Here is a 25774-nt window from a genome sequence, read left to right on the forward strand (position 1 = left end):
CTCATTTGCCGCTCAGCTTGACGCCCAACCGTCCGGCCAATTCCTGCGTGAATTGCCAGGCCACGCGACCCGAGCGGGAGCCGCGGGTGGTCGCCCATTCCAGAGCTTCGTGCTCCAGCTCTTCCTCGGCGAGCTCGATGCCGAAATACCGGCAATAGCCCTTCACCATGGCGAGATATTCGTCCTGGCTGCAGCGGTGGAAGCCGAGCCACAGTCCGAACCGGTCGGAGAGCGAGACCTTCTCTTCGACGGCTTCGCCCGGATTGATCGCAGTCGAGCGCTCGTTCTCGATCATTTCGCGCGCGAGCAGGTGCCTGCGGTTGGAGGTGGCGTAGAGGATTACATTGTCGGGCCGGCCCTCGATGCCGCCCTCCAGCACCGCCTTCAGCGACTTGTAGGAGGCGTCGTTGCCGTCGAACGAGAGGTCGTCGCAGAACACGATGAAGCGGAAATCGGAACTGCGCAGAAGCTCCATCAGCGTCGGCAGGCTCTCGATGTCCTCGCGGTGGATCTCGATCAGCTTCAGCCGGTCGGCGGGCTTGCGGTCGAGATTGATGGTGGCATGGGCAGCCTTCACCAGCGAGGATTTGCCCATGCCGCGGGCGCCCCAGAGCAGGGCGTTGTTGGCGGGCAGGCCGTTGGCGAACCGCTCGGTATTCTCGATCAGGATGTCGCGCATGCGGTCGATGCCTTTGAGCAGGGTCAGCTCGACGCGGCTGACACGCGGGACCTTGGTCAACCGTCCGTTCGGGTGCCAGACGAAGGCGTCGGCGTCCGCGAAGGAGTCGGATGAGAGCGGCGCGGGCGCGTTCGCGGAAAGGTGCGCCGCGATGGCTTCGAGCGCGGCGGCGATTCTTGCCGCATTGTCATCTTTGCCTGATGCGGCAGGCGCGCTTGACGCGGTTGGGCGTTTTGTCGCGGGTTTGGCGGATTTCCGCGGCATCGCCTTGAGCGCGGGTGCGGAGGCAGTTTTTTGGGGCTTTTTTGACATAAGTGAGTTTCCTGACGGCGCAGCCTTTATCGAGCCTTTTCAATGGCCGCAAGCCGCCCCAAATCAGGGGCGGGCGGCGTTGCAATTGGGACTGCGACCGCTATAGTCCGCGCAAATTTCCCGGAGCCGGCGCCTTCTTGAGGCCTTGCCGGCTTGTTGCCGTCCCACAAAGGATTGCCCGATGCTGATTACCCCCGCCTATGCTCAGGCCGCGGCTGGCGGCGACACTAACAGCATGTTGATGTCGCTTCTGCCATTCGCGCTGATCTTCGTGATCATGTATTTCCTGATCCTGCGCCCGCAGCAGAAGAAGGTCCGCGACCATGCCGACCTCGTCAAGAACATCCGCCGGGGCGACACGGTGGTGACCTCTGGCGGGCTGGTGGGCAAGGTGACCAAGGTCGTCGATGACGATCAGATCGAATTCGAGATTTCCGATGGCGTCCGGGTCCGGCAAATGCGGCAGATGATCTCTGGCGTGCGGGCAAAGGGCGAGCCGGCCAAGAGCGAGGCCAAGGACGAGGCTGCGAGCTGATCGCGTTTCTCGTCCACATTCTGTTTCTTAAAGAGTCAACTCGATGTTGTATTTCACGCGGTGGAAGGCGCTCGGCATCATCCTGACGGCGCTAATCGTGTGCCTCTTCGCAGTGCCGAATTTTTTCCCTGAAGCGACGGTGAAGAACTGGCCGCTGTGGGCACAGCGCCGTCTCGTGCTTGGCCTCGATCTGCAGGGCGGCTCCTATCTCTTGCTCGAGGTCGATTCCAACTACGTGAAGAAGGACAAGCTCGATCAGATCCGCGATGATGTGCGGCGCACCCTGCGCGAGGCAAGGATCGGCTATACCGGGCTTGCTACCCGTGGCGATGCTGTCGAGGTGCGCGTCAAAGATAGCGATGTTCAGGCAGCGCTTGGCAAACTGCGGGATTTGTCGCAGCCCTTGGGCGGGCTGTTGGGCTCGAGCGGCCAGCGCTCGGTCGAGGTCACCGAGGCCGGCGGCGGCTTGATCCGCCTCACGGTGCCGCAGGCAGCGATCAACGAGCGCATCCGCCAGACCATCGAGCAGTCAATCCAGATCGTCGAGCGCCGCGTCAACCAGCTCGGGACGGTCGAGCCGGTGATTCAGCGGCAAGGCACTGACCGCATCCTCGTGCAGGTTCCGGGCCTGCAGGATCCAACCCGGCTGAAACAATTGCTGGGCAAGACCGCCAAGATGGAATTCCGTATGGTCGACACCAGCGTGTCGCCGGAACAGGCGCAGCAGGGCCAATTGCCGTCGGATTCCGAGCTCTTGATGAGCGCGTCGTCGCCGAAGGTGCCCTATGTCGTCAAGAAGCAGGTGCTGGTTTCCGGCGGCGATCTGACGGACGCACAAACGGCGTTCGATCCGCGCACGGGCGAGCCGGTGGTGAGTTTCAAATTCAACTCGGCGGGGTCGCGCAAGTTTGCGCAGGCAACGACCGAGAATGTCGGGCAGCCCTTCGCTATCGTGCTGGACAATGAGGTCATTTCCGCGCCCGTGATCCGCGAACCGATCACCGGCGGTCAGGGCCAGATTTCCGGAAATTTCACTGTCCAATCGGCCAACGATCTGGCGATCCTGCTGCGGGCCGGCGCGCTGCCCGCGCCGCTGACGGTGATCGAGGAACGCACCGTGGGGCCGGGCCTCGGCCAGGACTCGATCGAGAAGGGCAAGCTCGCCGCCTATGTCGGCGCGATCATGGTCGTGGTGTTCATGCTCCTGACCTATCGCCTGTTCGGTCTGTTCGCCAATATCGCCGTGCTCGTGAACGTTGCCATGATCTTCGGGCTGCTGTCGCTGCTTAATGCGACGCTGACTTTGCCCGGCATCGCCGGCATCGTGCTGACCGTCGGTATTGCGGTCGACTCCAACGTGCTGATCTATGAGCGTATCCGCGAGGAGTTGCGCGGCGGCCGCAACGCAATTTCCGCGATCGACGCCGGCTTCAAGCGGGCGCTGGCGACGATTCTGGACTCCAACATCACCACCTTCATCGCCGCCGCGGTCCTGTTTTATATCGGCACCGGCCCGGTGCGCGGCTTCGCCGTGACGCTCGGCATCGGCATTCTCACCACGGTTTTCACCGCTTTCACCCTGACCCGACTGATCGTGGCGTGGTGGGTGCGCTGGAAGCGGCCACAAACCGTGCCGATCTAGGAAATTGCGGCTGTGACTCACATCGTTCTGATCTCTCTCGCCGTTCTCATTGCCGTGCTGACCGTCGTCAGCGCGTTCGGCCTCCTGCCCTCGCTACGCATCGTTCCCGATAACACGCATTTCGACTTCACCCGGTTCCGCCGCATCAGCTTCCCGATCTCGGCGATGCTGTCGATCGTGGCGATCACGCTTTTTTTCACCCACGGCCTGAACTTCGGCATCGATTTCAGGGGCGGCACGCTCCTCGAAGTCCGGGCCAAGTCGGGCGTGGCCGATATCGCAGGCATGCGATCGAGCCTGAACGCGCTGGGCCTCGGTGAAGTGCAATTGCAGCAGTTCGGCGGACCGGACGAGGTTCTGATCCGCGTTGCCGAGCAGCCGGGCGGCGATGCCGCGCAGCAGGAGGCGGTGAACAAGGTCCGTGGCGCGCTCGGCGATTCTGTCGACTATCGTCGCGTCGAGGTGGTTGGGCCGCGCGTCTCCGGCGAGCTTCTGGCCTACGGCATGATCGGCCTGATGCTCGCGATCATGGCGATCCTGGTCTATCTCTGGTTCCGCTTCGAGTGGCAGTTCGCGCTTGGCGCCATGATCGCCAACGTGCATGACATCGTGCTGACCATCGGCTTCATGTCGATCTCGCAGGTCGATTTCGACCTCACCAGCATCGCGGCGCTGCTGACCATTCTCGGCTATTCACTCAACGATACGGTCGTCATCTATGACCGGATCCGCGAAATGCTGCGGCGCTACAAGAAAATGCCGATGCCGCAGCTCTTGAACGAGTCGATCAACTCGACGCTGTCGCGCTCGATCATCACCCACGTCACGGTGACGCTGGCGCTGCTCGCGCTGCTGTTGTTCGGGGGACAGGCCATTCACAGCTTTACCGCCGTGATGATGTTCGGCGTGGTGCTGGTCGGAACCTACACGTCGATCTTCATCGCGGCGCCGGTCCTGATCTATCTCGGCGTCGGCACCCAGCGGGCCGACGCGCCGGAGGCACCTGCCAAGAAGCCCGACAGGCCGGCAAAGAAATAGCGGCGCATGGACCGAAAATGGCGCTTCAGGACTTGACCCTGAGGCAGGAAGCTCGTCTTTCGGACCGATCATGCCCAACGCATCCGACGCTCCCCATCTTCCGCGCTCGGCGGCTATCGACGCCTATGGCAATGGCGGGTTTGCTTTTGCCGGGATGTCGCATCGCGGCTCGCTTCTGTGCCTGCCCGATGCAGTCTGGGCTTGGGACGTGACCAGGCCCGAACAGATCGACAAATATTCTCTGGCGCGTGTCTTTGAGGCCGCGAACTCGATTGACACCCTCATCGTCGGCACAGGCAATGCGGTCTGGTTGCCGCCGGCGGAGCTGCGCAACGCGCTGCGCAACGTGCGGGTGGTCCTGGACACGATGCAAACTGGACCGGCGATCCGCACTTACAACATCATGATCGGTGAGCGGCGGCGCGTCGCGGCGGCCTTGATTGCGGTGCCATGAGCGCGAATGACGCCAAGGACGATGCGGCGTTCTGCGCCGACCTGGTGCGCAGCCATGACTTTGCCCGCTACGCCGCAACCATTTTTCTGCCTGCGGAGCAACGTCGTGCGCTGCTCGCACTTTATGCCTTCAACGTCGAAATCACCCGGGTGCATGACCAGGTCACGCAACCTCTGCCTGGGGAAATCCGCCTGCAATGGTGGAGCGATATGCTTGCGGGGCAGGGCCGTGGCGGCGTTGAAGGCAATCCTGTCGCTGCGGAACTGTTGTTGGCCATCGGCAGCTCCAATCTTCCGGTCGACATCCTGTTGCGCCTGATCGAGGAGCATCAGTTCGATCTCTACAACGATCCGATGCCGACGCTGGCAGCGCTGGAGAGCTATCTCAACGACACCTCGTCGGCGCTGTTCGCGCTGGCTGCGCGGATCGTGGCTCCGCCCTTGCCGCAGATCGATCATCTGGCGCGGCATGCCGGACTTGCGGAGGGCATTGTGCGGGTGATCGCAAGGTTGCCTTACGATGCCTCGCGTCGCCAATTGTTTCTGCCTCAGCAACTTCTGACAGCACAGGGCAGCGACCTCGATGAGGCTTTCGGCGGCAAGCAGACACCGCGCCTGCGTGCCGCGATCGACGAACTGCTCGGCGAGGCCCGGCAGCACCTTGATACCGCCTCCACCTTGCTTGCCGACGTGCCGAACGAGGTGAGGCCGGTGTTCCTGCCGCTCGCCATCGTCAAGCGCGACCTGGCGCGGCTGTCACGGGCGGATCACGATCCCTTCGCGCCGCAAACGCCGTCGCGACTGTCGACGCTCTGGACGTTGTGGCGTGCGTCGCGGTCGAAGACGTTTTCGTAACCCTCGATTCGTAGCCATCGAAGCCGCACGCGCTTCAGGTCATTCAGTGCAAGGGCAGTTTCAGCTCGCTTGTCTCAAAGTTGAAGCGGTCACGCAGGTTTTTCCGCTGCTCCAGGATGTCCTTCAGGAAGGCGAGGTCGGCGTCGCTCGCCATCATCGGCTCGATCAGATCGAGCTGGTTCATCGCCACAAGTTGCAGGATCTCGGTGCGTGGCCGGCCGCTGGCGTCGCGCGGTAGCGCATGCACCACCTGGATGTGCTCGGGTGGCTTGGGTCCCTTCGCCGCGGCGAGCTCGCTGCGCAATTGCGATTCGAGCGCCGCGCGATCGGCCTCGACAAAGGCGTAGAGCCCAACGCCGGAGCGTCGATCGGCGAAGGCGACAATCGCGGTATCGCGCACGGCGGGGTTCTTGCGGATCAAGTCGGCCAGGACCGGCGCGTCGTTCACGAGGCGGCGGCCGCCGCCCTCACGATCGGTGAAATTGAAGAGCCCGCGGGTAATGGCGCGATAGACTTTCTTGCCGGTGGCGAGCCAGAGACTGGCGACGAAAGATTTGCGCGCGAGAATCTTCCTCTCGCTCGGCGTGAGTGCGTGCGGCGCGTAGCTGCGCTTGTGCTTAAGCAGATGCCGCAGATCCTCGTAAGCTGCGATGCGGAACAGCCGGCTGCGTTTACGGAAGCAGGCGGCAAGCTGAAAATCGGTGAGATAAGCCCGCCCGTCGCGGCCGACCAGCCAGTTCTGCTCCTTGGCCAGATCGTTATGGCAGATGCCGGCGCGATGTAATCGATGCAACGTGACCTTGGCTGAGCGGAAGTAGTCGATGTCGCCATAGGGCTTTGCCAAATGCAGCGCGACGCCATCGATGAAGCCGCGGACCAGCGCTCGTCTGCCGGCCCAGAGCAGTTCAGGGCCAACCTCCAGGCCTTTTGCGCGCGATAGCGCCTTGCGTTCGCGCGCAAACAAATGGCGCGCCAGCAGGAACGACCACCAGGGCACCTGATCGAGCCGGCGCAGCACCGCATCGGTCTCGCGGTCGTCAATCCGGAGGCGTCCCCGTTCGACGGTTGAAAATACGTCCCGCTTGAGCAGCACGCCCTCGATCCAGCGCGCCGAGAGCACCGCAGCGTCGTTCTTTGGCAGGCTCATCGTCTATGCCGCCGCCGCAATGTGCAGATTGTCGCTGATCCAGCGGTCGATATCGGCCAGCGCCCGGGCGCTTAAGGCCTGCTTTTTGGCGACCGTCCTTTCGTTGCCGCGCAGCCGCGTGCCGTCGGCTTTCTTGGTCGGGGATGCCGCGAGCGGCGGGAACAGACCGAAATTGATATTCATCGGCTGGAACGAGCGCGCGCCCGGCTCGATCGTTTCAATGTGGCCGCCAGTGATATGACCGAGCAGGGCGCCCAGTGCTGTCGTCGGTGGGGGTGGCGCCAGAGAGCGCCCGCGGGCGTTCGCTGCTGCGTAGAGCCCGGCGATCAGCCCGATGCTTGCCGATTCCACATAGCCTTCGCATCCGGTCATCTGGCCGGCAAAGCGCAGCCGCGGCTGCGCGCGGAGCCGCAGCTCGCTATCGAGCAGCTTTGGCGAGTTGAGGAAGGTGTTGCGGTGCAGTCCGCCGAGACGGGCGAACTCGGCTTTCTCAAGCCCCGGGATGGTCCGGAAGATCCGCTGCTGGGCCCCGTATTTCAGCTTGGTCTGGAATCCGACCATGTTGTAGAGCGTGCCGAGTTTGTTGTCCTGGCGTAGCTGCACGACGGCATAGGGCTTGACGGTCGGATTATGCGGATTGGTGAGCCCGACCGGTTTCATGGGCCCGTGCCGCAGTGTCTCGCGGCCGCGGCTCGCCATCACTTCAATCGGCAGGCAGCCGTCGAAATAGGGCGTCTTGGTCTCCCAGTCGTGGAATTCGGTCTTCTCGCCGGCAAGCAGCGCGTCCACGAAGGCGCCGTACTGCTCCTCGGTCATGGGGCAATTGATGTAGTCGGCGCCGCTGCCGCCAGGCCCGGCCTTGTCGTAGCGCGATTGAAACCACGCCACGGACATGTCGACCGTATCCTTGTGTACGATCGGCGCGATCGCATCAAAAAAGGCGAGCGCGTCCTGATCGGTCAGTTCGCGGATAGCATCGGCGAGGGCTGCCGAGGTAAGGGGCCCCGTCGCAACAATCACATTGCCCCAGTCCGACGGCGGTAGGCCGGCGATCTCGCCCCGTTCGATCTGGATCAGCGGATGGGCATGCAGCGCCTTGGTCACAGCCGCGGAAAATCCCTCGCGGTCGACCGCGAGCGCTCCACCCGCAGGCACCTGATTGGCATCGGCTGCACGCATGATGAGCGAGCCAAGCCTGCGCATCTCGGCGTGCAGGAGTCCGACGGCATTGTTGGCGGCATCATCGGAGCGGAAGGAATTGGAGCAGACGAGTTCGGCCAAGCCGTCGGTGCGGTGCGCTTCGGTCATGCGCAAGGGGCGCATTTCGTGCAGGGTGACGCGGATGCCGCGCTCGGCGACCTGCCAAGCAGCCTCGGAGCCCGCAAGGCCCGCGCCGATAATGTGGACAACGTCAGAAGAAGATTGGGTCCCGCTCATGGGCGGAGGGTTAGCGCGTTTTTAATCCAAACGCATCTGGCGTGTGATCCAGAAAAGTGGATACGCGAAAAATTAGGATCGTAGGCTGTCCGAGGCGGTTTCCCGCACATGATAACGCCCGCTGAGCGCGGGCGTTATCCATCGGTTCGAATTTCGGGGCGTCGGAACGCGATCAGCCGTTGTAATTGCCGGCTGCAACGCGCGGAATGTCCGAGCGATCCAAGCCAATATCGGCCAGCTCGCGGTCACTGAGCGCCGACAGTTCGGCAACATTGCGCTGATACTCCCGGAACGCCTGGATCATCCGGATGAGCGAGAGCAACATGGGTAGTCTCCTTGTATTATGATTCAGCTCTTGGAGGGAAGCCTCATCGTTGAAATGAATATAGAAGAGAGTTCCTCGGCTCGGTAGCGCTTATGTTGCGGTGCAGCTAAGCCGAAAACGCATGTCGCCAGTAAGCTCTTATTAAGCTCTTGGCGCGGTGCACAAAAGTGACCAAGATTCAGATCAAATCTGTAGAATAGTTTCGTGAAATCATGTGATTACCGCAACTGCGTAACAGCCGTGCCATCACCACAGATACTGACGGTAATATAGCGCCACAAGCTGCGGCATTGCGCCTCGCGCTGGCGCTAAGCTTGCCCGCGCATGCGCGATTCGCATACAGAAGTTGTACAAAAAATGAATATTAAGAATATTCCTTGAGTACACTGAGAGTTTCTTTGCCGGGAACCGACTCCCAATATCGGCGACGCGGAGACGAAACTCGCAGGCGGGCTTGCTGGCGTCCAGCGCTCGCGGCCCATTGATCGGAGCAGAGCTGATCGTCGTAGAATTGATCTCGGCCGCTGGGAGCGAGTCGTAGACGCTGACGCGAATGGACGACCTCCTCTGCCGGGTCGTGACGCGAAGCAATCGTTGCGTGCATAAGGCTCTGCGGCACACGCCGATCACATTTGCATCGCGCGATTTTCATTCCGAAGTTTGGGAACCATCAGCGAAAAATGATTTCGCGGAATCCGGCAATGTCGCCGGGTCCGTTCTCAAAAAATGGAAAGTAACATGATCAAAAAGTTACTCGGGGCAGCGGTTGTCGCTGCAGTCGCTTTTGCAGTCGTTCCAGCGCAGGCTGCCAAATTGTCCGCAGTCGGGTGTAGTGGGCCAAACTTCGGCAAGGCGGAGTCGGCGGTCGAAGCTATGGCGGATGGCGATAGCAAGTGGGCGGCGGAGAAGGAAATCGCGGCTGCTCAGGACTCGATGCTGAACGGCAAGATGGCGGCGTGCGGCGCTCATCTTACCAAGGCGATGCAGACGACGACGGCCAAGTAAGCCTATTCGCGTAAGGGGCCGGTTGCGTGGCGATCGGCCCAATGCGCGCTGGCAATCTCTTTTAGCAAATTCTTATTCTTAGGGGGCGTGGGCGAGCTGAGTGGCGAAGTAGGCGACCGTGCGCGCATAAACTTCGCTCTTATTCCACTGCTGCAACACCGCGAAATTCGGGCTGCCGGGCTCCCAATCCTTACCGCGCTGCCAGCCATAGCTCGCGAGATAGTTCGCGGTTGACGCGAGGACATCGGGCGCACTGTGCATGAGGTCGCGCCGGCCGTTGCCGTCGAAATCGACGGCGAACTTCATCCAGGACGACGGCATGAACTGGGTCTGGCCGATTTCGCCGGCCCAAGCGCCGCGCATTTCGGCGGGCGTCAGGTCGCCGCGCTCGACGATTCGCAGCGCATCCATCAACTCGGCACGAAATTGGTCAGCGCGACGGCAATCATAGGCGAGGGTTGCAAGCGAGCGGATGGTCGGAAATTTGCCGGTGTTGACGCCGAAATCCGTCTCCAGCCCCCAGATCGCCACCAGCACTTCACCCGGCACGCCGTAACGCTCTTCGATTCGCGACAGCACCGAACCGTATTGCTTCATCATGTTGGAGCCGCGCGCCAGCCGGGGCGGCACCATGCGCCCGGAAAACTCTTCGAAACTTTGGCTAAACACTTTCTGCGAGCGGTCGCGCGACAGCACGGCCTGGTCGAGGGTCACCCCATTCAGTCCAGCATCGATGGCCGTTTGCGAGACACCCTTGCCCGCAGCCTCCTTCTTGAAGTCGGCGAGCCAGGCGTCGAAACTGGTATTGCCACAGGACGCGGCGAGCGCGGATGCTCCGGGCAAAGCCAACGCGGCACTCAACACCAGGGCAGTGAGGGCAGTGCGAGCACGCATCGAAGCTCCTCAGGCAATTTCGATCGAAGGTGAGTGAGTAGCGCAGCGAAATGTCGGTGGCAACCGCGGCCAAAACAAGGCTTTTGTCATGCGAGGCCTGCTCCGAGGATGAGCAGCAATCCCGACACGGAAGAACGCGATGCTTGGCTGTTTGCAAACAGCACCGCCGGTCGCGCGGCGGCCGGCGGTGCTGTTTCACCAGGCGTGAGCCTATGGGTTGCCCCGGCGCCGCCAAGGGAACAGATTGGCGGGGAAATCGGCGGCCGGTTTCCGCACATGGGGCCGGGGCGGGAGCGGGCGCGCATCGGGGTCAATCTCGACCGCCTTGCGATAGAGGTGCCAGGTCGCGTGGCCCAAGAGCGGGATGACAACGGCCAGCCCAAGGAAAGCTGGCAGCGTTCCCAACGCGAGCAGCGCCGCGACGATCAGGCCCCAGGCCGCGACCGGCACCGGGTTATGGGCGGTGACGCGCAGGGAGGTAACCATGCCTTCGCCGGCGCTGGTGTGGCGATCCAATATCAGGGGGAAGGCGACCACGCTAAGGCACAAGGCGACCAGCGCGAACAGGAAGCCGACGCCACAGCCGACCACGATCAGCCACCAACCTTGCGGCGTCGTCAACACGCGCGTGACAAAATCGGAAATGCCGGTCACCCCGGCATAGCCGAATGCGGCAACGTAGATCGCCTGCGCGGTCGCAACCCATGTGACGAACCAAGCGAGCAGCATGGCCCCGAGCGCGAGCATGGCGCCGAAAGAGGGCGAGCGCACCAGCTCGATTGCATCCCAGACGGAAACCTCCTCGCCGCGTTCGCGGCGGCGGCTCAACTCGTAAAGAGGAACCGCGGCCAACGGCCCGAGCAGGGCGAAACCTGCGGCGAGCGGAAACATCAGCGGAAGCACCGAATAGCCGAGCACGGCGCGCGCCAGCACCAATCCCAGCACGGGATAGATAATGCAAAGGAAGAGGGCGTGGCTGGGCACCGCCTGAAAATCATCCCACCCCTCCTGCAACGCCTGGCGCAGATCGGACAGGGTGAGAGACCGGATCGCCGGGCCCGCCGCGCTGTCCTGCGCCGAGCGGACCTGCGAAGAGACATTGCCTTGGTAGAAGTTGGCCATGGCCGTTAGCTCCCTTGCCGCGGCGGTCACGCTTTGCGTCCGGTCGGGCGCTTGCGACCGCCGATGGAACGATCGCTGATCTGGCCATGCGCGAACCGGAACAGGCCAGTCGCGAACTCTTGCAAACGAGCATACTCCCAAACGCCGCGCCGATGACTCACGGCTCAGTGAAAAAAATTCTTTGCGGCAACGCAAACACGAGCGCGTCATTCCGCCGTCATTTTGCCTCGGGTAAGCTGGAATTGGCTTATTGACTGCGTATTGGCGGATCGACTCGAGGGAGATAACCTCTCGTGGACGATGCCGACGCTGCCGCCGGCTGACCAGACGGGCGCCTGGAAGCCTTCACAGATTGTCTTTTCCCATGGGGACCAAACAATGAGCGTTTTCGGAAAAATCATGAGCGCGATCTTCGGCAACCATGCCGCCGCGACCCCGACCGGAGGCGGCACGGCAGGCAGTGGTGCGACTGCGGGCGGCCCCTCGGCCGCGCCGCCCTCAGCGCCAACACAAGCGGCGCCGGCGGCACCGCCGCAAAGCGTCGATATCGCGGCGATCATGGACAAGGCTGTAGCGGCACACCATGAGAAGCTGGAATGGCGCACCTCGATCGTCGACCTGATGAAGGCGCTCGATATCGATTCCAGCCTTGCCGCGCGCAAGGAGCTCGCAAAGGAATTGGGCTACACCGGCGATACCAATGATTCCGCCAGTATGAACGTGTGGCTGCACAAGCAGGTGATGGCCAAGCTCGCGGCCAATGGCGGCAAGCTGCCGCCCGAGATCAGGCACTGAACTTCGCACCGGCCACAAAGGCCCGCGCGACCGGTGCGGGCCTGCTCTTCGCATGCGGCGCCGGATGCTCAGCTAGGTTTCCAACAAATCCTGATACTCCGCATGCTTGCCGATATAGGCTTTGACGAAGGGGCATTGCGCAATCACTTTCAGCCCCTCGACGCGCACCTGCTCAAGCGCGCCTTTCACGAGCTTTGATCCGACACCCTGGCCGCCGAGTTCCGGCGGCACTTCGGTGTGGGCGAAAGTGATGACATCGCCGTCGAGCTTGTAATAAGCGTCGGCGCGATGGCCGTCGACAGTGAGTTCGAAGCGGTGTTGGGCCTTGTTGTTAACGACGTCGCTCATGCATTCGGCTCGACTTGTTTCGGGTTCTTCACGTCTTTCAGATGATGCGAGATCAGATTGAGCCTCGGCCAGGGCTGACCGCCGGCGGCGCTCCCTGACGTCGCTCTTCCAGTTGCCTGCCTGCACTTGCCTGCCTGGCGGACGAGATACTAACGCACAATGTGGTTCTCCGGTGTGGCATGATTGTCGTACTGCCGAGCCACCCTTGCTAGCCCTCGCCATCTCGCGATAAACAGAGCCGAACATCGATCGTTTCGACGCGGAGCGCAGCCAAGCGCTCCCTGGTGGGGAAACACCCATGAAGCTCGTGCTGACCGCGCTCGGCGTCGTTCTCCTGATCGCCGCCGCCGTCTACGTTCTGGTGCCCGCGGGGCAGTTGCCGGCCTTCTTCCCCGGACATGAAGCAGGCGGAATGCGGGTGCATGTCAAACATGGCATTGTCTCCGGCGTGGTCGGCATCGTCCTGATCGCGGCTGGCGCATGGATGGGACGCAAATGAGTGAGAGCACGTCAGCTACTACCCCCAGCGGACAGTTGCGGATGTCGCGCCGGGTGATGAACCTCGCGCATATGCTGACCCAGAATGCGCGCCGGCTTGGTGATCGGGATGGGTTCATATGGGCCGACAAATCCTGGAGTTGGCGGCAGATCGATGCGGAAGTATCGGCGCTTGCGGCTGCGCTTGCCGCGCGCGGGATTAACAAGGGCGACCGCATCCTCGTGCATTCCAAGAATTGCGAGGAGATGTTCTGGTCGATGTTCGCGGCCTTCCGTCTCGGTGCGGTCTGGGTGCCCACCAATTTCCGCCTGATGCCGGACGAGGTCGCCTATCTCGCGAGCGCCTCGGGCGCGAAGGCATTCTTGTGCCATGGCGATTTCCCCGATCATGCGGCCGCCGTTTCTGGCCCTGATTTCACCTGGCGGATCGGCCCCGACGGCGGCTTCGGTGAGCGCTCGCTGCGCGAGGCGATTGCCGCGCATGCCGGCGCCGCCGTGCCGAACGCCGCGGTGGAGCACGATGATCCCTGCTGGTTCTTCTTTACGTCCGGCACGACCGGCCGCTCCAAGGCGGCGGTGCTGACCCATGGCCAGATGGGGTTTGTCGTCACCAACCATCTCGCCGATCTCACGCCCGGCACTACGGAAGCCGACGCTTCGCTGGTTGTCGCGCCACTCTCTCATGGCGCCGGCGTGCATCAGCTCATGCAGACCGCGCGCGGCGTGCCGACGATTTTGCTGCCGACGGAGCGCTTCGACATCGCGGAAGCCTTTCGGCTGATCCAGACGCATCGGGTGAGTAATCTCTTCACCGTGCCGACGATCTTGAAGATGATGGTCGAGCATCCCGCGGTCGACCAGTATGATCACTCGTCGCTGCGCTATGTGATCTATGCCGGTGCGCCGATGTATCGCGAGGATCAGAAGGCCGCGCTGAAGAAGCTCGGCAAGGTGCTGGTGCAATATTTCGGGCTCGGCGAGGTCACCGGCAACATCACGGTGCTGCCGACCGCGCTGCATTTCGAGGACGACGGGCCGCATGCGAAGATCGGCAGTTGCGGCTATGAGCGCACCGGTATGCAGGTCTCGATCCAGGACGATCAGGGGCGCGAGCTCAAGGCCTTCGAGACCGGCGAGATCTGCGTCATCGGTCCGGCGGTGTTCGCGGGCTATTACAACAATCCCGAAGCCAATGCGAAGGCGTTCCGCGACGGCTGGTTTCGCACCGGCGACCTCGGCCATATGGACGAGGAGGGGTTTGTCTACATCACCGGCCGTGCCTCCGACATGTACATCTCCGGCGGCTCCAACATCTATCCGCGCGAGATCGAGGAGAAGATTCTCACCCATCCTGCGGTGGGCGAGGTCGCCGTGCTCGGCGTGCCCGATCCGGTCTGGGGCGAGGTTGGCGTTGCCGTCTGCGTGCCGCGCGAGGGCGCACAGCCGGTGAGCGAGGCCGAGATGGCGGCGTTTCTCTCGCAGAAGGTGCCGCGCTACAAGATGCCCAAGCGCTTCTTCTTCTGGGAGGCCTTGCCGAAATCGGGTTACGGCAAGATCCCGAAGCGGATGGTGCGCGACGAACTGGAGGCGCGCGGGCTGCTTGATATTGCAAAGCAAGCGAGCTGACGCGGGCGAGCGATGCGCGAGGTCAAACAGCCGGGCCCGCCGAATCCCGAGCGCATCCAGTGGGTCGAAGCGCGCGGCCGCGGCTTTGCCTTCACGCTTGAAGCCGGCATTCCGTTGCTGGAAGCCGCGCGTCGCGCCTTCGCGTCGCAGGGCTTTGCGGGCGGCACGCTGAACATCAGGGGCGGGGCGCTCGGCCCGTTCGCCTATGTGATGCCGGCGCTGGCCAAGACCGGCGAGAACGCGGCGTTCTACAGCGACGTTTTCCGTCCGAAGGGCCAGGTCTGGTTCAAACACGCGACCATGACGTTCGGCGAGCGCGATGGCGCACCGTTCTTCCATTGTCACGGCATGTGGCTCGAGGCTCATGGCCGTGTGAACGGCGGCCACATCCTGCCCGAAGAGACCATCGTTGCCGAACCGTTCGAGGTGGAAGCCTTCGGTATCGACGGCGCCGTATTCAAGGCTGAGCCGGATCCGGAGACCAATTTCAAATTGTTTGGTCCGGTCCCGAGCGAGGCGAGGGGAGTGGACGCAATCACCCGCGCCTTCGCGCTGCGGCTGCGCCCCAACCAGGATTTTGCTGGCAGTTTGGAAACCTTCTGCCGCGCGCACGGCATCACTGCGGCCCGAATTCGCGGCGGGGTTGGCTCGACCATCGGGGCGCGATTTGCCGATGGCCGCGCGGTTGAACCCTTTGCGACCGAGCTGACGGTGACCTCGGGCCACGTTCTCCCCGCGGCCGATGGAGCGCTGGAGGCCCAGCTCGATATAGCTCTGGTCGACTTTACGGGAGGTCTGGCGGAAGGGCGGCTTGCCCGCGGCGATAACCCGATCCTGATGACCATGGAGCTGGTGGTGGAGGCGTTGGGTTAGGCGGCCAACCTAGGAATTGACGGAATTGCCTGGCAAATGTTCTTGTTACGTTCGCAAGAATGTGCCACAACCTCGGGCTGAGCATTGCGAATGCCTGGGGGCTTGGGTTCATGAGTTCGAGGAAGCAGCGCGACACCAATCTGCCGGCGCCCTATCTGAAGCGGCTTTGGCTTGATCCGGCGTCCATTCCCGATCGCAAGGCCTACCCGTTCTGTCTTCCCTTCCTTCACGACGATTTCGAGATCCGCTTCGACCGCGCCATTACCATCATCGTCGGGGAGAACGGGGCCGGCAAATCCACGCTGCTCGAGGGTATCGCGGAGCTGGCTGGCTATGACGGCGCCGGGGCGGTAAGGGATACAGGACGGTCGATCATTCCAATGCCCTTGAAGTGATGGGCGGTGATTTGTCGGAGGCACTTCGTGCCGCCTGCCTGCCGAAGGTCACCAAAGGCTGGTTCTTCCGCGCCGAGACGTTTTTCTCCGTAGCCAGACATTTGGACGCGTCAGTGCAGAACCGCCTGATTTTCTCTCCTATTCTCATGGCGAGGGTTTTCTGCGCTTCTTCAATGAGCGCTGCCAACGCCAGGGCATCTACATCTTCGATGAACCGGAGTCGGCGCTGTCGCCGGCGCGCCAGATGGAATTTTTGAAGCTGATGCAGCGCATGGACGAGTCCGGCTACTGTCAAGTGATCATGGCCACGCATTCGCCGATGCTGATGGCCTACCCCAATGCGACGCTGCTGCGCCTCTCGAAATACGGGCTCGAGCCAGTGACGGTGCGGGAGACGGATCATTTCAAGGTGACGCGCGAGTTCTGCGAGGATCCGATCGGTTTCGTCGAGGCGGCGCTGGCGGAATGAGATCGAGTTCGCGAACAGGCGCACGCCAACCCGATCCTCCAGCCGCGACACCGCGCGACTGATCCCGGACGGCGTGATGCCAAGCAACTCCGCCGAACTTGAGGCCGCCGTGCGCGTCAGCCCCAACAACATCGCTGCGGCGTTCGCCAAGACGCTCGGCAAGATGGTCGAGGCGAGGGCGGTGCCGCGCAGCGACTGGGAAGCGATCTTCCGTAAGCAGGCTATGAAGAACCCGCTGCCGCGCATGCAGATGCTGGATGGGTTCAACAAAGGTTGGATCGATTTTGCCAACCATGGTGCCAACGCGCGTAAGGGGCAGGTGCGGATCGCGCAGGTGATCGCAACGCTGGTGGGTGGCGAGAAGATCGACGGCGGAAGCTGATGGTGTAGGGCTTTTCTCCGGCGGTAAGGCGCGGCTTGCAGCGCTATCGCGCGCCGGTCGCGGTGCCCAACGCACGCACAATATCTTCCATGCGCTCGAACATCAGATCGGGCGCCAGTGCCTTTAACGCCTGTGGGGCCGCGAATCCCCATTGCACGGCGCCGCAGGCGATGCCGGCGGCGCGCGCAGCCTCGATGTCGCGAGTTTCATCGCCGATCGCGATGGCCTGTGCAGGCTTGATTCCGGCACGCTTCACCACCCGCCGGAATTTGGCGGCTTTGCCGAAGATCGAGGCACCGCAATCGAAATAGGAAAACAGCGCGGCCGCTTCGCGGAGCTGCTTGCGCGCATTGCCTTCGCTGTCCGAACTGACCAACGCGAGGCGAAAGCCACCATCTGCGAGCTTGCGCAACATCATTTCGGCGCCGTCGAAGAGCGGTATGTCGCTGATGTGCAGCCCCTTCAGCCGGCGCATATGGCGGGCGATCAGAGGCAGCTTCCAGAGCGGGACCTCGAGGTGATCGAGGATTTCGCGCGAGCCGGCATGACGGAGCGACTCCACATCCTCATCCGCAACCCGACGGAAGCCGTAGCGGTCGGCCACGCCGTTCACATGGTGCCGAAACCACGGAAAACTGTCCGCGAGGGTGCCGTCGAGATCGAAGATGACAAGGGAATAGGTCATGAAATGCGAACGGGGCAAAGCATGCATGGCAAACGTACAATGTGCCTTTTATAAGAAAGGTGGAGTAAACTATTCCGTCTTTCACACTTTCCGTATGACCGATGCGGGCACGTGACCTGCAATGCCGATCAACGGCTAACGCGGCTGGAGCAAGACGATGTCATTTTACCGAGGCATGACCTGCGAGAACGTCACGATCAAAGGCGACAAGGGGACGCCGATTACCGCCTATATCGCAAAACCCTCCGGCGCCGGGCCGTTTCCGGGCGTGGTGTTGGTCCACCACATGCCAGGCTGGAGCGAGTTTTACATCGAGACGACACGGCGTTTCGCGCATCACGGCTATCTCGCGATCTGCGCCAACCTCTATGAACGCGCGGGCGAGGGCAATCCAGACGACGTCGCCGCCAAGGTCCGTGCCGAGGGCGGCATTGCCGACGCCCAGATGCTCGGTGACACCGAGGCGGCCGTGAAGTGGATGCGCGCGCAAGCAAACCACAACGGCAAGGTCGGCCTGTTCGGGTCCTGCTCCGGCGGCCGCCACGCCTTCATCTATGCGTGCCAACGGAAGGACGTCGACGCCTGCGCCGAGCTGTGGGGCGGCCGCGTGGTGATGGGCAAGGACGAGCTCAACGACAAGACGCCGGTCGCGCCGATCGACATGACCAAGGACCTCTGCTGTCCGCTGATCGGCATTTTCGGCAACGACGACCGCGCACCGAGCCCGGAGCAGGTGAACCAGCACGAGGCCGAGCTGAAGAAGCACGGCAAGAGTTACGAGTTCTATCGCTACGACGGCGCCGGTCACGGCTTCTTCTATTGGCACCGGCCGCTCTACCGGCCCGAGCAATGCATGGATGCCTGGAGCAAGGTGTTCACCTTCTTCGGCAAGCATCTGGCTAAGTAGGAGACGAAAAGATGTGCACATCCATCATCGAGATCGCGCGTGCGGAGGGCATGGCCAAGCGCGGCGACGAATGGTTCCCCCTCACGCACAGCGTGGTCGCCTACGACCACGCCCGCCACGCGGTAGCCGGCGACGTGATCACGCTGGACTTCATCAACACGAGCCTGGAGCCCGGCGCGCGCGCCGGCATCGAGCTGACGCTGGAGAGCGCGAAGGAGCTGCGCGCCGCGCTGGACCGGGCGATCGCGGCCGCCGAATTCGAGGAGGCGGAGGTGCGGGGGAAGGGGGCAGTGAGGGGGATCGTGCGGGCGGCGTGACGAAATTGTAGGCTGGGTTGAGCGCAACGAACCCACCGCCTTTTGGTCGGCGACGCGACGGGTTTCGCTACGCTCTACCCACCCTATGGGCTCATTCGAAGCTCCGTAGCCCGCATGCGCGCAGCGAAATGCGGGAGTGGAAGTTGGCTTCGATCAGCCAACCTCATGTCGCTTCGCTCGTCCGGGCTACGCTTGCTGTTCAGGGGGATCGATTCCTCACCCGAAGAATTCCCGCCCGAGATTGAGCGCCCAGCCAGTGGGCCAGAACGAAGGCGATGAGCAATTCGATCCCGAAGAGAGCAGTGGCTTCTATCCGTAGCAAGAGTAGCGAATACACATCTTGGTATTTGAGGTCGTCGGAAAACGCGACTGCGCCAAGACAGATGAATCCGCCGGTCAAGACGGCCGTCATTAGGAATGGCGCGCGCCTTGAGAACCCTAAAAGGCCCGAGATGAAGGGTATTGTTGCTGCGACGCCAAGATAGAAAAGAAAAGTCGCCATCATCATTGGCGCACCGAATGCAACCACGCGGGCCTCCCATTCTTTTCATTTCTGTACCTCGGGGACTCGAACGCTACTCCGCCGCCTCGCTCGCCCCACCCGCCTTCCGCGGTTTGTTCGCCTTCGCCAGCACCGGCGCCAGGAATTGCCCCGTGTAGCTCCTCGGTGCCTTGACGATGTCCTCCGGCGGGCCCCAGGCGACGATTTCGCCGCCGCCGTCGCCGCCTTCGGGGCCGAGATCGATCACCCAGTCGGCGGTCTTGATGACCTCGAGATTGTGCTCGATCACGACGACCGTGTTGCCTTGGGCGACCAGCTCGTGCAGCACTTCCAGGAGCTTCTTGACGTCGTGGAAGTGCAGGCCCGTGGTCGGCTCGTCCAGGATGTAGAGCGTGCGGCCCGTCGCGCGCTTGGACAGCTCCTTGGCGAGCTTGACGCGCTGCGCTTCGCCGCCGGATAGCGTGGTGGCCTGCTGGCCGACATGGATGTAGTCCAGCCCAACGCGGTGCAGGGTCTGGAAGGTGTCGCGGACGCGCGGCACCGCCTTGAAGAACTCGGCGGCCTCTTCCACGGTCATGTCGAGCACGTCGGCGATCGACTTGCCCTTGAACAGCACTTCCAGCGTCTCGCGATTGTAGCGTTTTCCTTTGCAGACGTCGCAGGTGACGTAGACGTCGGGCAAAAAGTGCATCTCGATCTTGATGACGCCGTCGCCCTGGCAGGCCTCGCAGCGGCCGCCCTTGACGTTGAAGGAGAAGCGGCCCGGCTCGTAGCCGCGCGCCTTCGCCTCGGGCAGGCCCGCGAACCATTCGCGGATCGGCGTGAAGGCGCCGGTATAGGTCGCGGGGTTGGAGCGCGGGGTACGGCCGATCGGCGACTGGTCGATGTCGATGATCTTGTCGATATGCTCCAGCCCCTCGATGCGGTCGTGCGGCGCGGCGCCCTCGCTCGCATTGTTGAGTTTGCGCGCGATCGCCTTGTACAGCGTGTCGATCAAAAGCGTCGACTTGCCGCCGCCGGAGACACCGGTGATGCAGGTGAACAGCCCCAGCGGAATCTCCGCGGTGACGTTCTTCAAATTGTTGCCGCGCGCGTTCACCACCTTGATGGTGCGGCGATGGTTGGGCGGCCGGCGCTCCGGCACGGCGACGAACTGTTCCCCGGTGAGATATTTGCCGGTCAGCGACTTCGGATTGCGCATGATCTCGGCCGGCGTGCCTTGCGCGACGATGTTGCCGCCATGCATGCCGGCGCCCGGGCCGATGTCGAGCACGTGGTCCGCGAGGCGGATCGCGTCCTCGTCATGCTCGACCACGATCACGGTGTTGCCGAGGTCGCGCAGGCGCTTCAAGGTATCGAGCAGGCGGGCGTTGTCGCGCTGGTGCAGGCCGATCGAGGGCTCGTCCAGCACGTAGAGCACGCCGGTCAGCCCCGAGCCGATCTGCGAGGCGAGGCGGATGCGCTGGCTTTCGCCGCCGGATAGCGTGCCGGAGGAGCGCGAGAGCGTGAGGTAATTGAGGCCGACGTCGATCAGGAAGGTCAGGCGCTCGCGGATCTCCTTTAGGACGCGCGTGGCGATCTCGTTTTGCTGCGCGTTGAGCGCGGCCGGCACACCCTCGAACCATTCGGCGGCGCGCTTGACCGAGAGCTCGGAGATCTCGCCGATATGCTTGCCGCCGACCTTGACGCAGAGCGCCTCCGGCTTGAGCCGGTAGCCGTTGCAGGCTTCGCACGGCACATCGGCAAAATACTTTGCCAGTTCTTCCCGCGCCCACTCGCTTTCCGTCTCGCGATAGCGGCGGTTGATGTTGGTGATCACGCCCTCGAACGGCTTCTTGGTGTCGTAGGAGCGCACGCCGTCTTCGTAGGAGAACTTGATTTCGTCGTCGCCGGAGCCGTGCAGCAGCGCGTTCTGCACCTTCTTCGGCAGCTCCTTCCACTTGGTGTCGAGCGTGAACTTGTAGTGCTTGCCGAGTGCGGTCAGCGTCTGGATGTAATAGGGCGAAGACGATTTGGCCCAGGGCGCGATCGCGCCTTTGCGCAGCGTGAGCTCCTTGTCGGGAATCACGAGGTCTTCATCGACGTGCTGCTCGACGCCGAGGCCGCCGCAAGCCGGGCAGGCGCCATAGGGGTTGTTGAAGGAGAACAGCCGCGGCTCGATCTCCGGAATGGTAAAGCCGGAAACGGGGCAGGCGAATTTTTCCGAGAACAGGATGCGCTCGGGCCCGCTCTTGTCGTGTATTTTTGCGGTCTTTTTCTTCTCTTCGGCCGGTGCCGCCGTCGGTGCGTCGGCATATTCGATCACGGCGAGGCCCTCGGCGAGCTTGAGCGCGGTCTCAAAGCTCTCAGCAAGGCGCTGGCCGATGTCGGGGCGCACCACAATGCGATCGACCACGACGTCGATGTCATGCGGGAATTTCTTGTCCAAGTTCGGCGCTTCGGCGAGCTCATAAAAAGTGCCGTCGATCTTGACGCGCTGAAAACCCTTTTTGAGGTATTCGGCGAGCTCCTTCTTGTACTCGCCTTTGCGGCCGCGCACGACCGGCGCGAGCAGATACAGCCGCGTGCCTTCCGGCAGCGCCAGCACGCGGTCGACCATCTGCGACACGGTCTGGCTTTCGATCGGCAGGCCGGTGGCCGGCGAATAGGGCACGCCGACGCGCGCCCAGAGCAGGCGCATGTAGTCGTAGATCTCCGTGACCGTGCCGACGGTAGAGCGCGGATTCTTCGAGGTGGTCTTCTGTTCGATCGAGATCGCAGGCGACAGGCCGTCGATCTGGTCGACATCGGGCTTTTGCATCATCTCCAGGAATTGCCGCGCATAGGCCGACAGCGATTCCACGTAGCGGCGCTGGCCCTCGGCATAGATGGTATCGAAGGCGAGGGAGGATTTGCCGGAGCCGGAAAGGCCAGTGAACACGACGAGCTTGTCGCGCGGGATCTCGACGTCGATGTTTTTCAGATTGTGCTCGCGCGCGCCGCGGATGGTGATCGCGCGCAGGGAGCTCGCATTCTGTTGGCGTCGCGCTTTGAGGATTTCATCCATGGTGGCAATTCCAGGCGCGTGAGCCGCGCAGGTTCAAGGCGCGCCTCGCTGCGTGAGCCGAGATCTGACGCCGATGGGTGAAGCTCGGAACATAGGAAGAACGACAAGGGATTTCCAGTGCCGTGTGCAGACCATCACCGGTTTCCACCTTTCCGTAAAGAGCAATGGCGGCAGTCGGCAGCAGGAACGCGCGCAAACAAAAAGGCCGGCGCGAGGCCGGCCTTTTCAAGTACGCGAGGCTTGGGCGTATCAATAGCGAGCAACCACCGGGCCGCCGAAGGTGTAGTTCACGCGAACGGTGCCCATGTCGACATCCTGCTTGATGCTGTCGATGCGGCTGTTTGCAAACGCAGTTGCCGGAAATGCGATGTTGCTGCTGCCCATGAACAAGTGATCATATTCGACCGCAACCGACCAGCCAGGCGCAAAGCCGATTTCGACACCGGTTCCCACGGCACCACCCCAACGGGTTTCGCTGGCGGAGTCGAACACCACGCCCGTTCCGGTGAAGGTGCCGGTGTATTTGTTGTTGGTCACGGCTGCGCCGCCTTTTGCGTACCACAGCACGTTGTTCCAGGCGTAGCCGATCTGGCCGGTGAACATGCCGATCGCGTCGATTTTGGTGTTGTTCACGCCGAGACCGGCCAGCGCTGGCGCCAGGCTCACATTCGACCCTTTGAGATCCGCCCAGTCACCCTGGGCTTCCAGGCCGAACACCCAGCTCGCGGCTTGCCAGCGATAACCGATCTGGCCGCCGACGAGGCCGCCGGTGGCGTCATGGCAGCCCTCGCGCGTCGTCGCAATCGCGGTGCCCGCGACGTTGGTCAGATCCCAGCAATTGTGGCTCGAAGCGCCACCGCCGTTGATGCCGATGTAGAAGCCGCCCCAGTTGTAGACGGGCGCAAGGACGGGCGCCTTGGTGTAGGGACGCGCAGCCAAATCCGCTGCAACAGCCGGGGCAACCCCCATGGCCGCCAAACTCACGCCGACCAGCAAAGCCTTTTTCATTTTCTTCTCCAATCCATTTTCTTAAGGCCACCGGCCGCAACCAGCAGCGGAATCAATTGAACCGCGGCAAGCTATAGCGAAGCGCATTGCAAAATGCCGTCACCAAAAAAACACACATGTTTCACAAATGCACAGTGGTTAAGCGCTGGTTGATGAGAATCCGGGCTGGCTCGATCGGGATGTTGCGGACAGGCAACAAAAAGGCCGGCATAAAGCCGGCCTTTTCAGAACAACTTAGTCGAGCTGTCCGCGAGGATCAGTACTTCCCGACGAGGGGACCGCCCCAGCGGTAGTTCACCCGGACGGTTGCCATGTCGACGTCCTGCTTGATGCTATCGGTGCGCGAGAACGCGCCGGCAGGAGTGGTGAGCGTAAAGGTCTGGCGGCCCATGAACAGATGGTCGTATTCGACGCCCACCGACCAGTTCGGTGCGAAGCCGACTTCAACGCCGGTTCCGATCGCACCGCCCCAGCGGGCCTCGTCCGCCCGGTCGAACACCGTGCCGGTCGCGGTCAGGATGCCCTGGTATTTATTGTGGGTCACGGCGGCGCCGCCCTTCACGTACCAGAGCACATTGTTCCAGGCATAGCCGACCTGGCCGGTGATCAAACCGACCGCATCGATCTTGGTCTGGTTCGTGGCGGCAAACCCGAAGATCGGCGAGGCAACGCTGACGTTCGATCCCTTGAAATCGGCCCAGTCACCTTGGCCCTCGACGCCGAATACCCAGTTGGCCGCCTGCCAGCGATAGCCGATCTGGCCACCGACCATGCCGCCGCTGGCGTCGTGGCAGCCTTCCGAAACGGTCGGAACAGTCGCGCCTGCGGGGGTCGCGGTGTTGGTCCAGCAATTGTGGCTCCAGCCACCACCACCGTTGATGCCGATGTAGAAGCCGCTCCAGTCATAGATCGCGGCCACCATCGGGGGAGCCTTGGTGTAAGGCCGTGCAGCGAGATCGGCTGCGCTCGCCGGAGCCGCAGCGCTCAATGCGATCAGCCCGACCGCCCCCAACAAAACCCTTCTCATCGTACCGTACCCCGGCCCTTACGCTCCGTTGGTCCCCAGAAGCGCCCTCAAATATCAGTCGCGACCGCCCATGCGATCCAATCTTGGCCGGTATATACCTCTGTTCAGCCGAAAATGCCGTCTCTCAAATGCAACACTCGCCGCAGAAGTGGCGGTGGCTAAGTTAATGGATGTCCATGGTTTTTCGGTGGTGCACGGGACGCCGGTGATGACGGCTGGCCGGCTGGGCAAGGCACCTCCGGAAGGCGCGCGGCAGTCACCATTTAGGGCGCTGTTCTCGGAACAAAACTGGAACATCGCCTTTGGCGGTGCTATATGTGGGGATAAATTCAGGAATGGCCGGGCTAAAGCGCGCCGCGAGCGTATAGGGTCGGCGGTTTAGGGCAGGCCGGTGCCAGCCGAGCCTTCCGATTTTCAGCGTGGAGAGTGGCGATGGCGGGAAGCGTGAACAAGGTGATCCTGGTCGGAAATCTTGGCAAGGATCCGGAGATTCGGCGGACCCAGGACGGCCGGCCGATCGCCAATTTGAGCGTGGCGACCTCGGAGACCTGGCGCGACCGGGCGACCGGCGAGCGCAAGGAAAAAACCGAGTGGCACCGGGTGGTGATCTTCAACGAAGGCCTCGCCAAGGTTGCCGAGCAATATCTGAAGAAAGGCGCCAAGGTTTACGTCGAGGGGCAACTGCAGACGCGCAAATGGACCGACCAGAGCGGCGCCGAGAAATACACCACCGAAGTGGTGCTGCAGGGCTTCAACTCCAACCTGACCATGCTTGATGGTCGGGGCGGCGGCGGAAGTTTTGGCGCTGACGATACGGGTGGCGATTTCGGTGCGATCGGACCGTCGTCCTCTGGTCCGGCGCCGCGTCGCGCCGTGCCGGCCGGCGCCCGCAACAGCGACATGGATGACGACATCCCGTTCTGAGCGCCGCATGAGGCTTGATTGAGTCTTGCGCCACTGCTCGAGGCTGCGCCTGCGATCCCGCTTCACGCGTCGGCGGCGATGGCGGCCTTCGTGCTCGGCGCGGTGCAGCTTGCGGCGCCCAAGGGCACGTTGCCGCATCGGACCTTAGGATGGACCTGGGTCGCGCTGATGGCGATCGTTGCGATCAGCTCGTTCTGGATTCACCAGCTTCGCTTGCTCGGGCCCTTCAGCCCGATCCACTTGCTCTCGATCTTTACGCTCGGCGTGCTTCCGTTCGCGGTCTGGAAGGCCCGCCGTCATGAGGTCGGGGCACATCGCAGGTCGATGATCATGCTGTTTTCGGGGGCGCTGGTCGTCGCCGGCCTGTTCACGCTTCTGCCGGGGCGGATCATGCATCAGGTGGTCTTCGGCCCCTGAAACGAGGCGCTGGGAAAAGCCCGGCTGCGGGTCGCCGATGAGGGGGCTTGATCGCCCCGTAAGTTACTGGAAAAACGAAGAGAAAAACGATCCTCTCGGGTCGGTTGGGGG

At 62.6% G+C, this 25774-nt stretch carries 28 protein-coding genes and 1 pseudogene; 17 read left to right on the forward strand and 12 right to left on the reverse strand.

All coding sequences use genetic code 11. The features are described from left to right. Window position 1: 1 nt before the first annotated feature. Window positions 2-991, reverse strand: coding sequence for an ATP-binding protein (locus F758_RS0105975; RefSeq protein WP_024507010.1), 990 nt, complete (start codon window positions 989-991; stop codon window positions 2-4). 181 nt (window positions 992-1172) lie between these two features. Between F758_RS0105975 and yajC the strand changes: the two genes are divergently transcribed. The 5 genes from yajC (at window position 1173) to F758_RS0106000 (ending at window position 5514) form a co-directional block, all read left to right on the forward strand. Continuing rightward, window positions 1173-1526, forward strand: a complete 354-nt coding sequence (gene yajC / locus F758_RS0105980; RefSeq protein WP_024507011.1) for a preprotein translocase subunit YajC — start codon at window positions 1173-1175, stop codon at window positions 1524-1526. Window positions 1527-1569: 43 nt separating this feature from the next. Continuing rightward, window positions 1570-3168 carry a protein translocase subunit SecD gene (gene secD, locus F758_RS0105985; protein ID WP_024507012.1) on the forward strand — a complete coding sequence of 533 codons (1599 nt, stop codon included), beginning with the start codon at window positions 1570-1572 and terminating at the stop codon, window positions 3166-3168. 12 nt (window positions 3169-3180) lie between these two features. Next, window positions 3181-4206, forward strand: coding sequence for a protein translocase subunit SecF (gene secF, locus F758_RS0105990; RefSeq protein WP_024507013.1), 1026 nt, complete (start codon window positions 3181-3183; stop codon window positions 4204-4206). 70 nt (window positions 4207-4276) lie between these two features. Then, window positions 4277-4660, forward strand: a complete 384-nt coding sequence (locus F758_RS0105995; protein ID WP_024507014.1) for an Mth938-like domain-containing protein — start codon at window positions 4277-4279, stop codon at window positions 4658-4660. Beyond that, window positions 4657-5514: a phytoene/squalene synthase family protein gene (locus F758_RS0106000; RefSeq protein ID WP_024507015.1), complete on the forward strand. Its 858-nt coding sequence runs from the start codon at window positions 4657-4659 to the stop codon at window positions 5512-5514. The genes F758_RS0105995 and F758_RS0106000 overlap by 4 nt, the downstream gene beginning before the upstream one ends. A 43-nt stretch (window positions 5515-5557) precedes the next feature. Here the strand turns inward: F758_RS0106000 and F758_RS0106005 are convergent, their stop codons facing one another. From F758_RS0106005 to F758_RS47380, 3 genes are all read right to left on the reverse strand, one after another. Then, window positions 5558-6661, reverse strand: coding sequence for a serine/threonine protein kinase (locus F758_RS0106005; protein ID WP_024507016.1), 1104 nt, complete (start codon window positions 6659-6661; stop codon window positions 5558-5560). 3 nt (window positions 6662-6664) lie between these two features. After that, entirely contained in the window at window positions 6665-8098 is a 1434-nt protein-coding gene (gene trmFO, locus F758_RS0106010) for a methylenetetrahydrofolate--tRNA-(uracil(54)-C(5))-methyltransferase (FADH(2)-oxidizing) TrmFO (RefSeq protein WP_024507017.1), read from the reverse strand. 172 nt (window positions 8099-8270) lie between these two features. Further along, window positions 8271-8423 carry a DUF1127 domain-containing protein gene (locus tag F758_RS47380; RefSeq protein ID WP_084305112.1) on the reverse strand — a complete coding sequence of 51 codons (153 nt, stop codon included), beginning with the start codon at window positions 8421-8423 and terminating at the stop codon, window positions 8271-8273. Between the two features lie 738 nt (window positions 8424-9161). Here F758_RS47380 and F758_RS43340 point away from each other — a divergent pair. Continuing rightward, a complete protein-coding gene (locus F758_RS43340; protein ID WP_198026416.1) occupies window positions 9162-9428 on the forward strand; it encodes a hypothetical protein in 267 nt (88 codons plus the stop codon). Window positions 9429-9506: 78 nt separating this feature from the next. Here F758_RS43340 and F758_RS0106025 read toward each other — a convergent pair whose 3' ends face one another. Both F758_RS0106025 and F758_RS0106030 read right to left on the reverse strand, forming a co-directional pair. Next, window positions 9507-10322 carry a lytic murein transglycosylase gene (locus F758_RS0106025; RefSeq protein ID WP_024507018.1) on the reverse strand — a complete coding sequence of 272 codons (816 nt, stop codon included), beginning with the start codon at window positions 10320-10322 and terminating at the stop codon, window positions 9507-9509. 210 nt (window positions 10323-10532) lie between these two features. Further along, window positions 10533-11444, reverse strand: coding sequence for a DUF2189 domain-containing protein (locus F758_RS0106030; protein ID WP_024507019.1), 912 nt, complete (start codon window positions 11442-11444; stop codon window positions 10533-10535). 86 nt (window positions 11445-11530) lie between these two features. Between F758_RS0106030 and F758_RS49295 the strand changes: the two genes are divergently transcribed. Both F758_RS49295 and F758_RS0106040 read left to right on the forward strand, forming a co-directional pair. After that, window positions 11531-11698: a hypothetical protein gene (locus F758_RS49295; RefSeq protein ID WP_157449875.1), complete on the forward strand. Its 168-nt coding sequence runs from the start codon at window positions 11531-11533 to the stop codon at window positions 11696-11698. Window positions 11699-11822: 124 nt separating this feature from the next. Further along, complete coding sequence (locus tag F758_RS0106040; protein ID WP_024507020.1) at window positions 11823-12239, forward strand: DUF3597 domain-containing protein; 417 nt, start codon at window positions 11823-11825, stop codon at window positions 12237-12239. A 72-nt stretch (window positions 12240-12311) separates the two neighbouring features. Here the strand turns inward: F758_RS0106040 and F758_RS0106045 are convergent, their stop codons facing one another. Beyond that, on the reverse strand, window positions 12312-12587 hold the full coding sequence (locus F758_RS0106045) for a GNAT family N-acetyltransferase (RefSeq protein WP_024507021.1): 276 nt from the start codon (window positions 12585-12587) through the stop codon (window positions 12312-12314). 298 nt (window positions 12588-12885) lie between these two features. Between F758_RS0106045 and F758_RS0106050 the strand changes: the two genes are divergently transcribed. From F758_RS0106050 to F758_RS0106075, 5 genes and pseudogenes are all read left to right on the forward strand, one after another. After that, a complete protein-coding gene (locus F758_RS0106050; protein WP_024507022.1) occupies window positions 12886-13086 on the forward strand; it encodes a hypothetical protein in 201 nt (66 codons plus the stop codon). Next, window positions 13083-14711: an acyl-CoA synthetase gene (locus F758_RS0106055; protein WP_051386695.1), complete on the forward strand. Its 1629-nt coding sequence runs from the start codon at window positions 13083-13085 to the stop codon at window positions 14709-14711. The genes F758_RS0106050 and F758_RS0106055 overlap by 4 nt, the downstream gene beginning before the upstream one ends. A 12-nt stretch (window positions 14712-14723) precedes the next feature. Next, window positions 14724-15584 carry a PCC domain-containing protein gene (locus tag F758_RS0106060; RefSeq protein ID WP_024507024.1) on the forward strand — a complete coding sequence of 287 codons (861 nt, stop codon included), beginning with the start codon at window positions 14724-14726 and terminating at the stop codon, window positions 15582-15584. Window positions 15585-15694: 110 nt separating this feature from the next. Further along, a pseudogene (locus F758_RS43345) lies at window positions 15695-16448 on the forward strand (AAA family ATPase). A 76-nt stretch (window positions 16449-16524) separates the two neighbouring features. Then, window positions 16525-16830 (forward strand): Rossmann-fold NAD(P)-binding domain-containing protein, encoded by a 306-nt coding sequence (locus tag F758_RS0106075; protein WP_024507027.1) that lies wholly within the window; start codon window positions 16525-16527, stop codon window positions 16828-16830. Between the two features lie 43 nt (window positions 16831-16873). Here the strand turns inward: F758_RS0106075 and F758_RS0106080 are convergent, their stop codons facing one another. After that, complete coding sequence (locus F758_RS0106080; RefSeq protein WP_024507028.1) at window positions 16874-17515, reverse strand: HAD-IA family hydrolase; 642 nt, start codon at window positions 17513-17515, stop codon at window positions 16874-16876. A gap of 157 nt (window positions 17516-17672) precedes the next feature. Between F758_RS0106080 and F758_RS0106085 the strand changes: the two genes are divergently transcribed. Then, window positions 17673-18422 carry a dienelactone hydrolase family protein gene (locus F758_RS0106085; RefSeq protein ID WP_051386697.1) on the forward strand — a complete coding sequence of 250 codons (750 nt, stop codon included), beginning with the start codon at window positions 17673-17675 and terminating at the stop codon, window positions 18420-18422. Between the two features lie 11 nt (window positions 18423-18433). Next, entirely contained in the window at window positions 18434-18739 is a 306-nt protein-coding gene (locus tag F758_RS43350) for a DUF6295 family protein (protein WP_024507030.1), read from the forward strand. A 199-nt stretch (window positions 18740-18938) separates the two neighbouring features. Here the strand turns inward: F758_RS43350 and F758_RS0106095 are convergent, their stop codons facing one another. The 4 genes from F758_RS0106095 to F758_RS0106110 form a co-directional block, all read right to left on the reverse strand. After that, window positions 18939-19268 carry a hypothetical protein gene (locus F758_RS0106095; protein ID WP_157449876.1) on the reverse strand — a complete coding sequence of 110 codons (330 nt, stop codon included), beginning with the start codon at window positions 19266-19268 and terminating at the stop codon, window positions 18939-18941. Between the two features lie 46 nt (window positions 19269-19314). Then, entirely contained in the window at window positions 19315-22287 is a 2973-nt protein-coding gene (uvrA, locus tag F758_RS0106100) for an excinuclease ABC subunit UvrA (protein ID WP_024507032.1), read from the reverse strand. 249 nt (window positions 22288-22536) lie between these two features. Next, window positions 22537-23295 carry an outer membrane protein gene (locus F758_RS0106105; RefSeq protein ID WP_024507033.1) on the reverse strand — a complete coding sequence of 253 codons (759 nt, stop codon included), beginning with the start codon at window positions 23293-23295 and terminating at the stop codon, window positions 22537-22539. Between the two features lie 256 nt (window positions 23296-23551). Continuing rightward, window positions 23552-24322, reverse strand: a complete 771-nt coding sequence (locus tag F758_RS0106110) for an outer membrane protein (RefSeq protein WP_024507034.1) — start codon at window positions 24320-24322, stop codon at window positions 23552-23554. Window positions 24323-24754: 432 nt separating this feature from the next. Here F758_RS0106110 and F758_RS0106115 point away from each other — a divergent pair, with 432 nt between their 5' ends. Together F758_RS0106115 and F758_RS0106120 are read left to right on the forward strand one after the other, a co-directional pair. Beyond that, window positions 24755-25246: a single-stranded DNA-binding protein gene (locus tag F758_RS0106115; RefSeq protein ID WP_024507035.1), complete on the forward strand. Its 492-nt coding sequence runs from the start codon at window positions 24755-24757 to the stop codon at window positions 25244-25246. 18 nt (window positions 25247-25264) lie between these two features. Beyond that, window positions 25265-25663 (forward strand): DUF2306 domain-containing protein, encoded by a 399-nt coding sequence (locus tag F758_RS0106120; RefSeq protein ID WP_024507036.1) that lies wholly within the window; start codon window positions 25265-25267, stop codon window positions 25661-25663. Window positions 25664-25774 lie beyond the last annotated feature (111 nt).

This window comes from Bradyrhizobium sp. ARR65 (genome assembly GCF_000472385.1).
In the GTDB taxonomy this organism is placed as follows: domain Bacteria; phylum Pseudomonadota; class Alphaproteobacteria; order Rhizobiales; family Xanthobacteraceae; genus Bradyrhizobium.

Bases quoted from the DNA above. Each gene is read 5' to 3' on its own strand.
- F758_RS0105975 (WP_024507010.1), bottom strand. From the start codon at position 991: ATGTCAAAAAAGCCCCAAAAAACTGCCTCCGCACCCGCGCTCAAGGCG.
- yajC (WP_024507011.1), top strand. From the start codon at position 1,173: ATGCTGATTACCCCCGCCTATGCTCAGGCCGCGGCTGGCGGCGACACT.
- secD (WP_024507012.1), top strand. From the start codon at position 1,570: ATGTTGTATTTCACGCGGTGGAAGGCGCTCGGCATCATCCTGACGGCG.
- F758_RS0105995 (WP_024507014.1), top strand. From the start codon at position 4,277: ATGCCCAACGCATCCGACGCTCCCCATCTTCCGCGCTCGGCGGCTATC.
- F758_RS0106000 (WP_024507015.1), top strand. From the start codon at position 4,657: ATGAGCGCGAATGACGCCAAGGACGATGCGGCGTTCTGCGCCGACCTG.
- F758_RS0106005 (WP_024507016.1), bottom strand. From the start codon at position 6,661: ATGAGCCTGCCAAAGAACGACGCTGCGGTGCTCTCGGCGCGCTGGATC.
- trmFO (WP_024507017.1), bottom strand. From the start codon at position 8,098: ATGAGCGGGACCCAATCTTCTTCTGACGTTGTCCACATTATCGGCGCG.
- F758_RS47380 (WP_084305112.1), bottom strand. From the start codon at position 8,423: ATGTTGCTCTCGCTCATCCGGATGATCCAGGCGTTCCGGGAGTATCAG.
- F758_RS43340 (WP_198026416.1), top strand. From the start codon at position 9,162: ATGATCAAAAAGTTACTCGGGGCAGCGGTTGTCGCTGCAGTCGCTTTT.
- F758_RS0106025 (WP_024507018.1), bottom strand. From the start codon at position 10,322: ATGCGTGCTCGCACTGCCCTCACTGCCCTGGTGTTGAGTGCCGCGTTG.
- F758_RS0106030 (WP_024507019.1), bottom strand. From the start codon at position 11,444: ATGGCCAACTTCTACCAAGGCAATGTCTCTTCGCAGGTCCGCTCGGCG.
- F758_RS49295 (WP_157449875.1), top strand. From the start codon at position 11,531: ATGCGCGAACCGGAACAGGCCAGTCGCGAACTCTTGCAAACGAGCATA.
- F758_RS0106040 (WP_024507020.1), top strand. From the start codon at position 11,823: ATGAGCGTTTTCGGAAAAATCATGAGCGCGATCTTCGGCAACCATGCC.
- F758_RS0106045 (WP_024507021.1), bottom strand. From the start codon at position 12,587: ATGAGCGACGTCGTTAACAACAAGGCCCAACACCGCTTCGAACTCACT.
- F758_RS0106050 (WP_024507022.1), top strand. From the start codon at position 12,886: ATGAAGCTCGTGCTGACCGCGCTCGGCGTCGTTCTCCTGATCGCCGCC.
- F758_RS0106055 (WP_051386695.1), top strand. From the start codon at position 13,083: ATGAGTGAGAGCACGTCAGCTACTACCCCCAGCGGACAGTTGCGGATG.
- F758_RS0106060 (WP_024507024.1), top strand. From the start codon at position 14,724: ATGCGCGAGGTCAAACAGCCGGGCCCGCCGAATCCCGAGCGCATCCAG.
- F758_RS0106075 (WP_024507027.1), top strand. From the start codon at position 16,525: ATGCCAAGCAACTCCGCCGAACTTGAGGCCGCCGTGCGCGTCAGCCCC.
- F758_RS0106080 (WP_024507028.1), bottom strand. From the start codon at position 17,515: ATGACCTATTCCCTTGTCATCTTCGATCTCGACGGCACCCTCGCGGAC.
- F758_RS0106085 (WP_051386697.1), top strand. From the start codon at position 17,673: ATGTCATTTTACCGAGGCATGACCTGCGAGAACGTCACGATCAAAGGC.
- F758_RS43350 (WP_024507030.1), top strand. From the start codon at position 18,434: ATGTGCACATCCATCATCGAGATCGCGCGTGCGGAGGGCATGGCCAAG.
- uvrA (WP_024507032.1), bottom strand. From the start codon at position 22,287: ATGGATGAAATCCTCAAAGCGCGACGCCAACAGAATGCGAGCTCCCTG.
- F758_RS0106105 (WP_024507033.1), bottom strand. From the start codon at position 23,295: ATGAAAAAGGCTTTGCTGGTCGGCGTGAGTTTGGCGGCCATGGGGGTT.
- F758_RS0106110 (WP_024507034.1), bottom strand. From the start codon at position 24,322: ATGAGAAGGGTTTTGTTGGGGGCGGTCGGGCTGATCGCATTGAGCGCT.
- F758_RS0106115 (WP_024507035.1), top strand. From the start codon at position 24,755: ATGGCGGGAAGCGTGAACAAGGTGATCCTGGTCGGAAATCTTGGCAAG.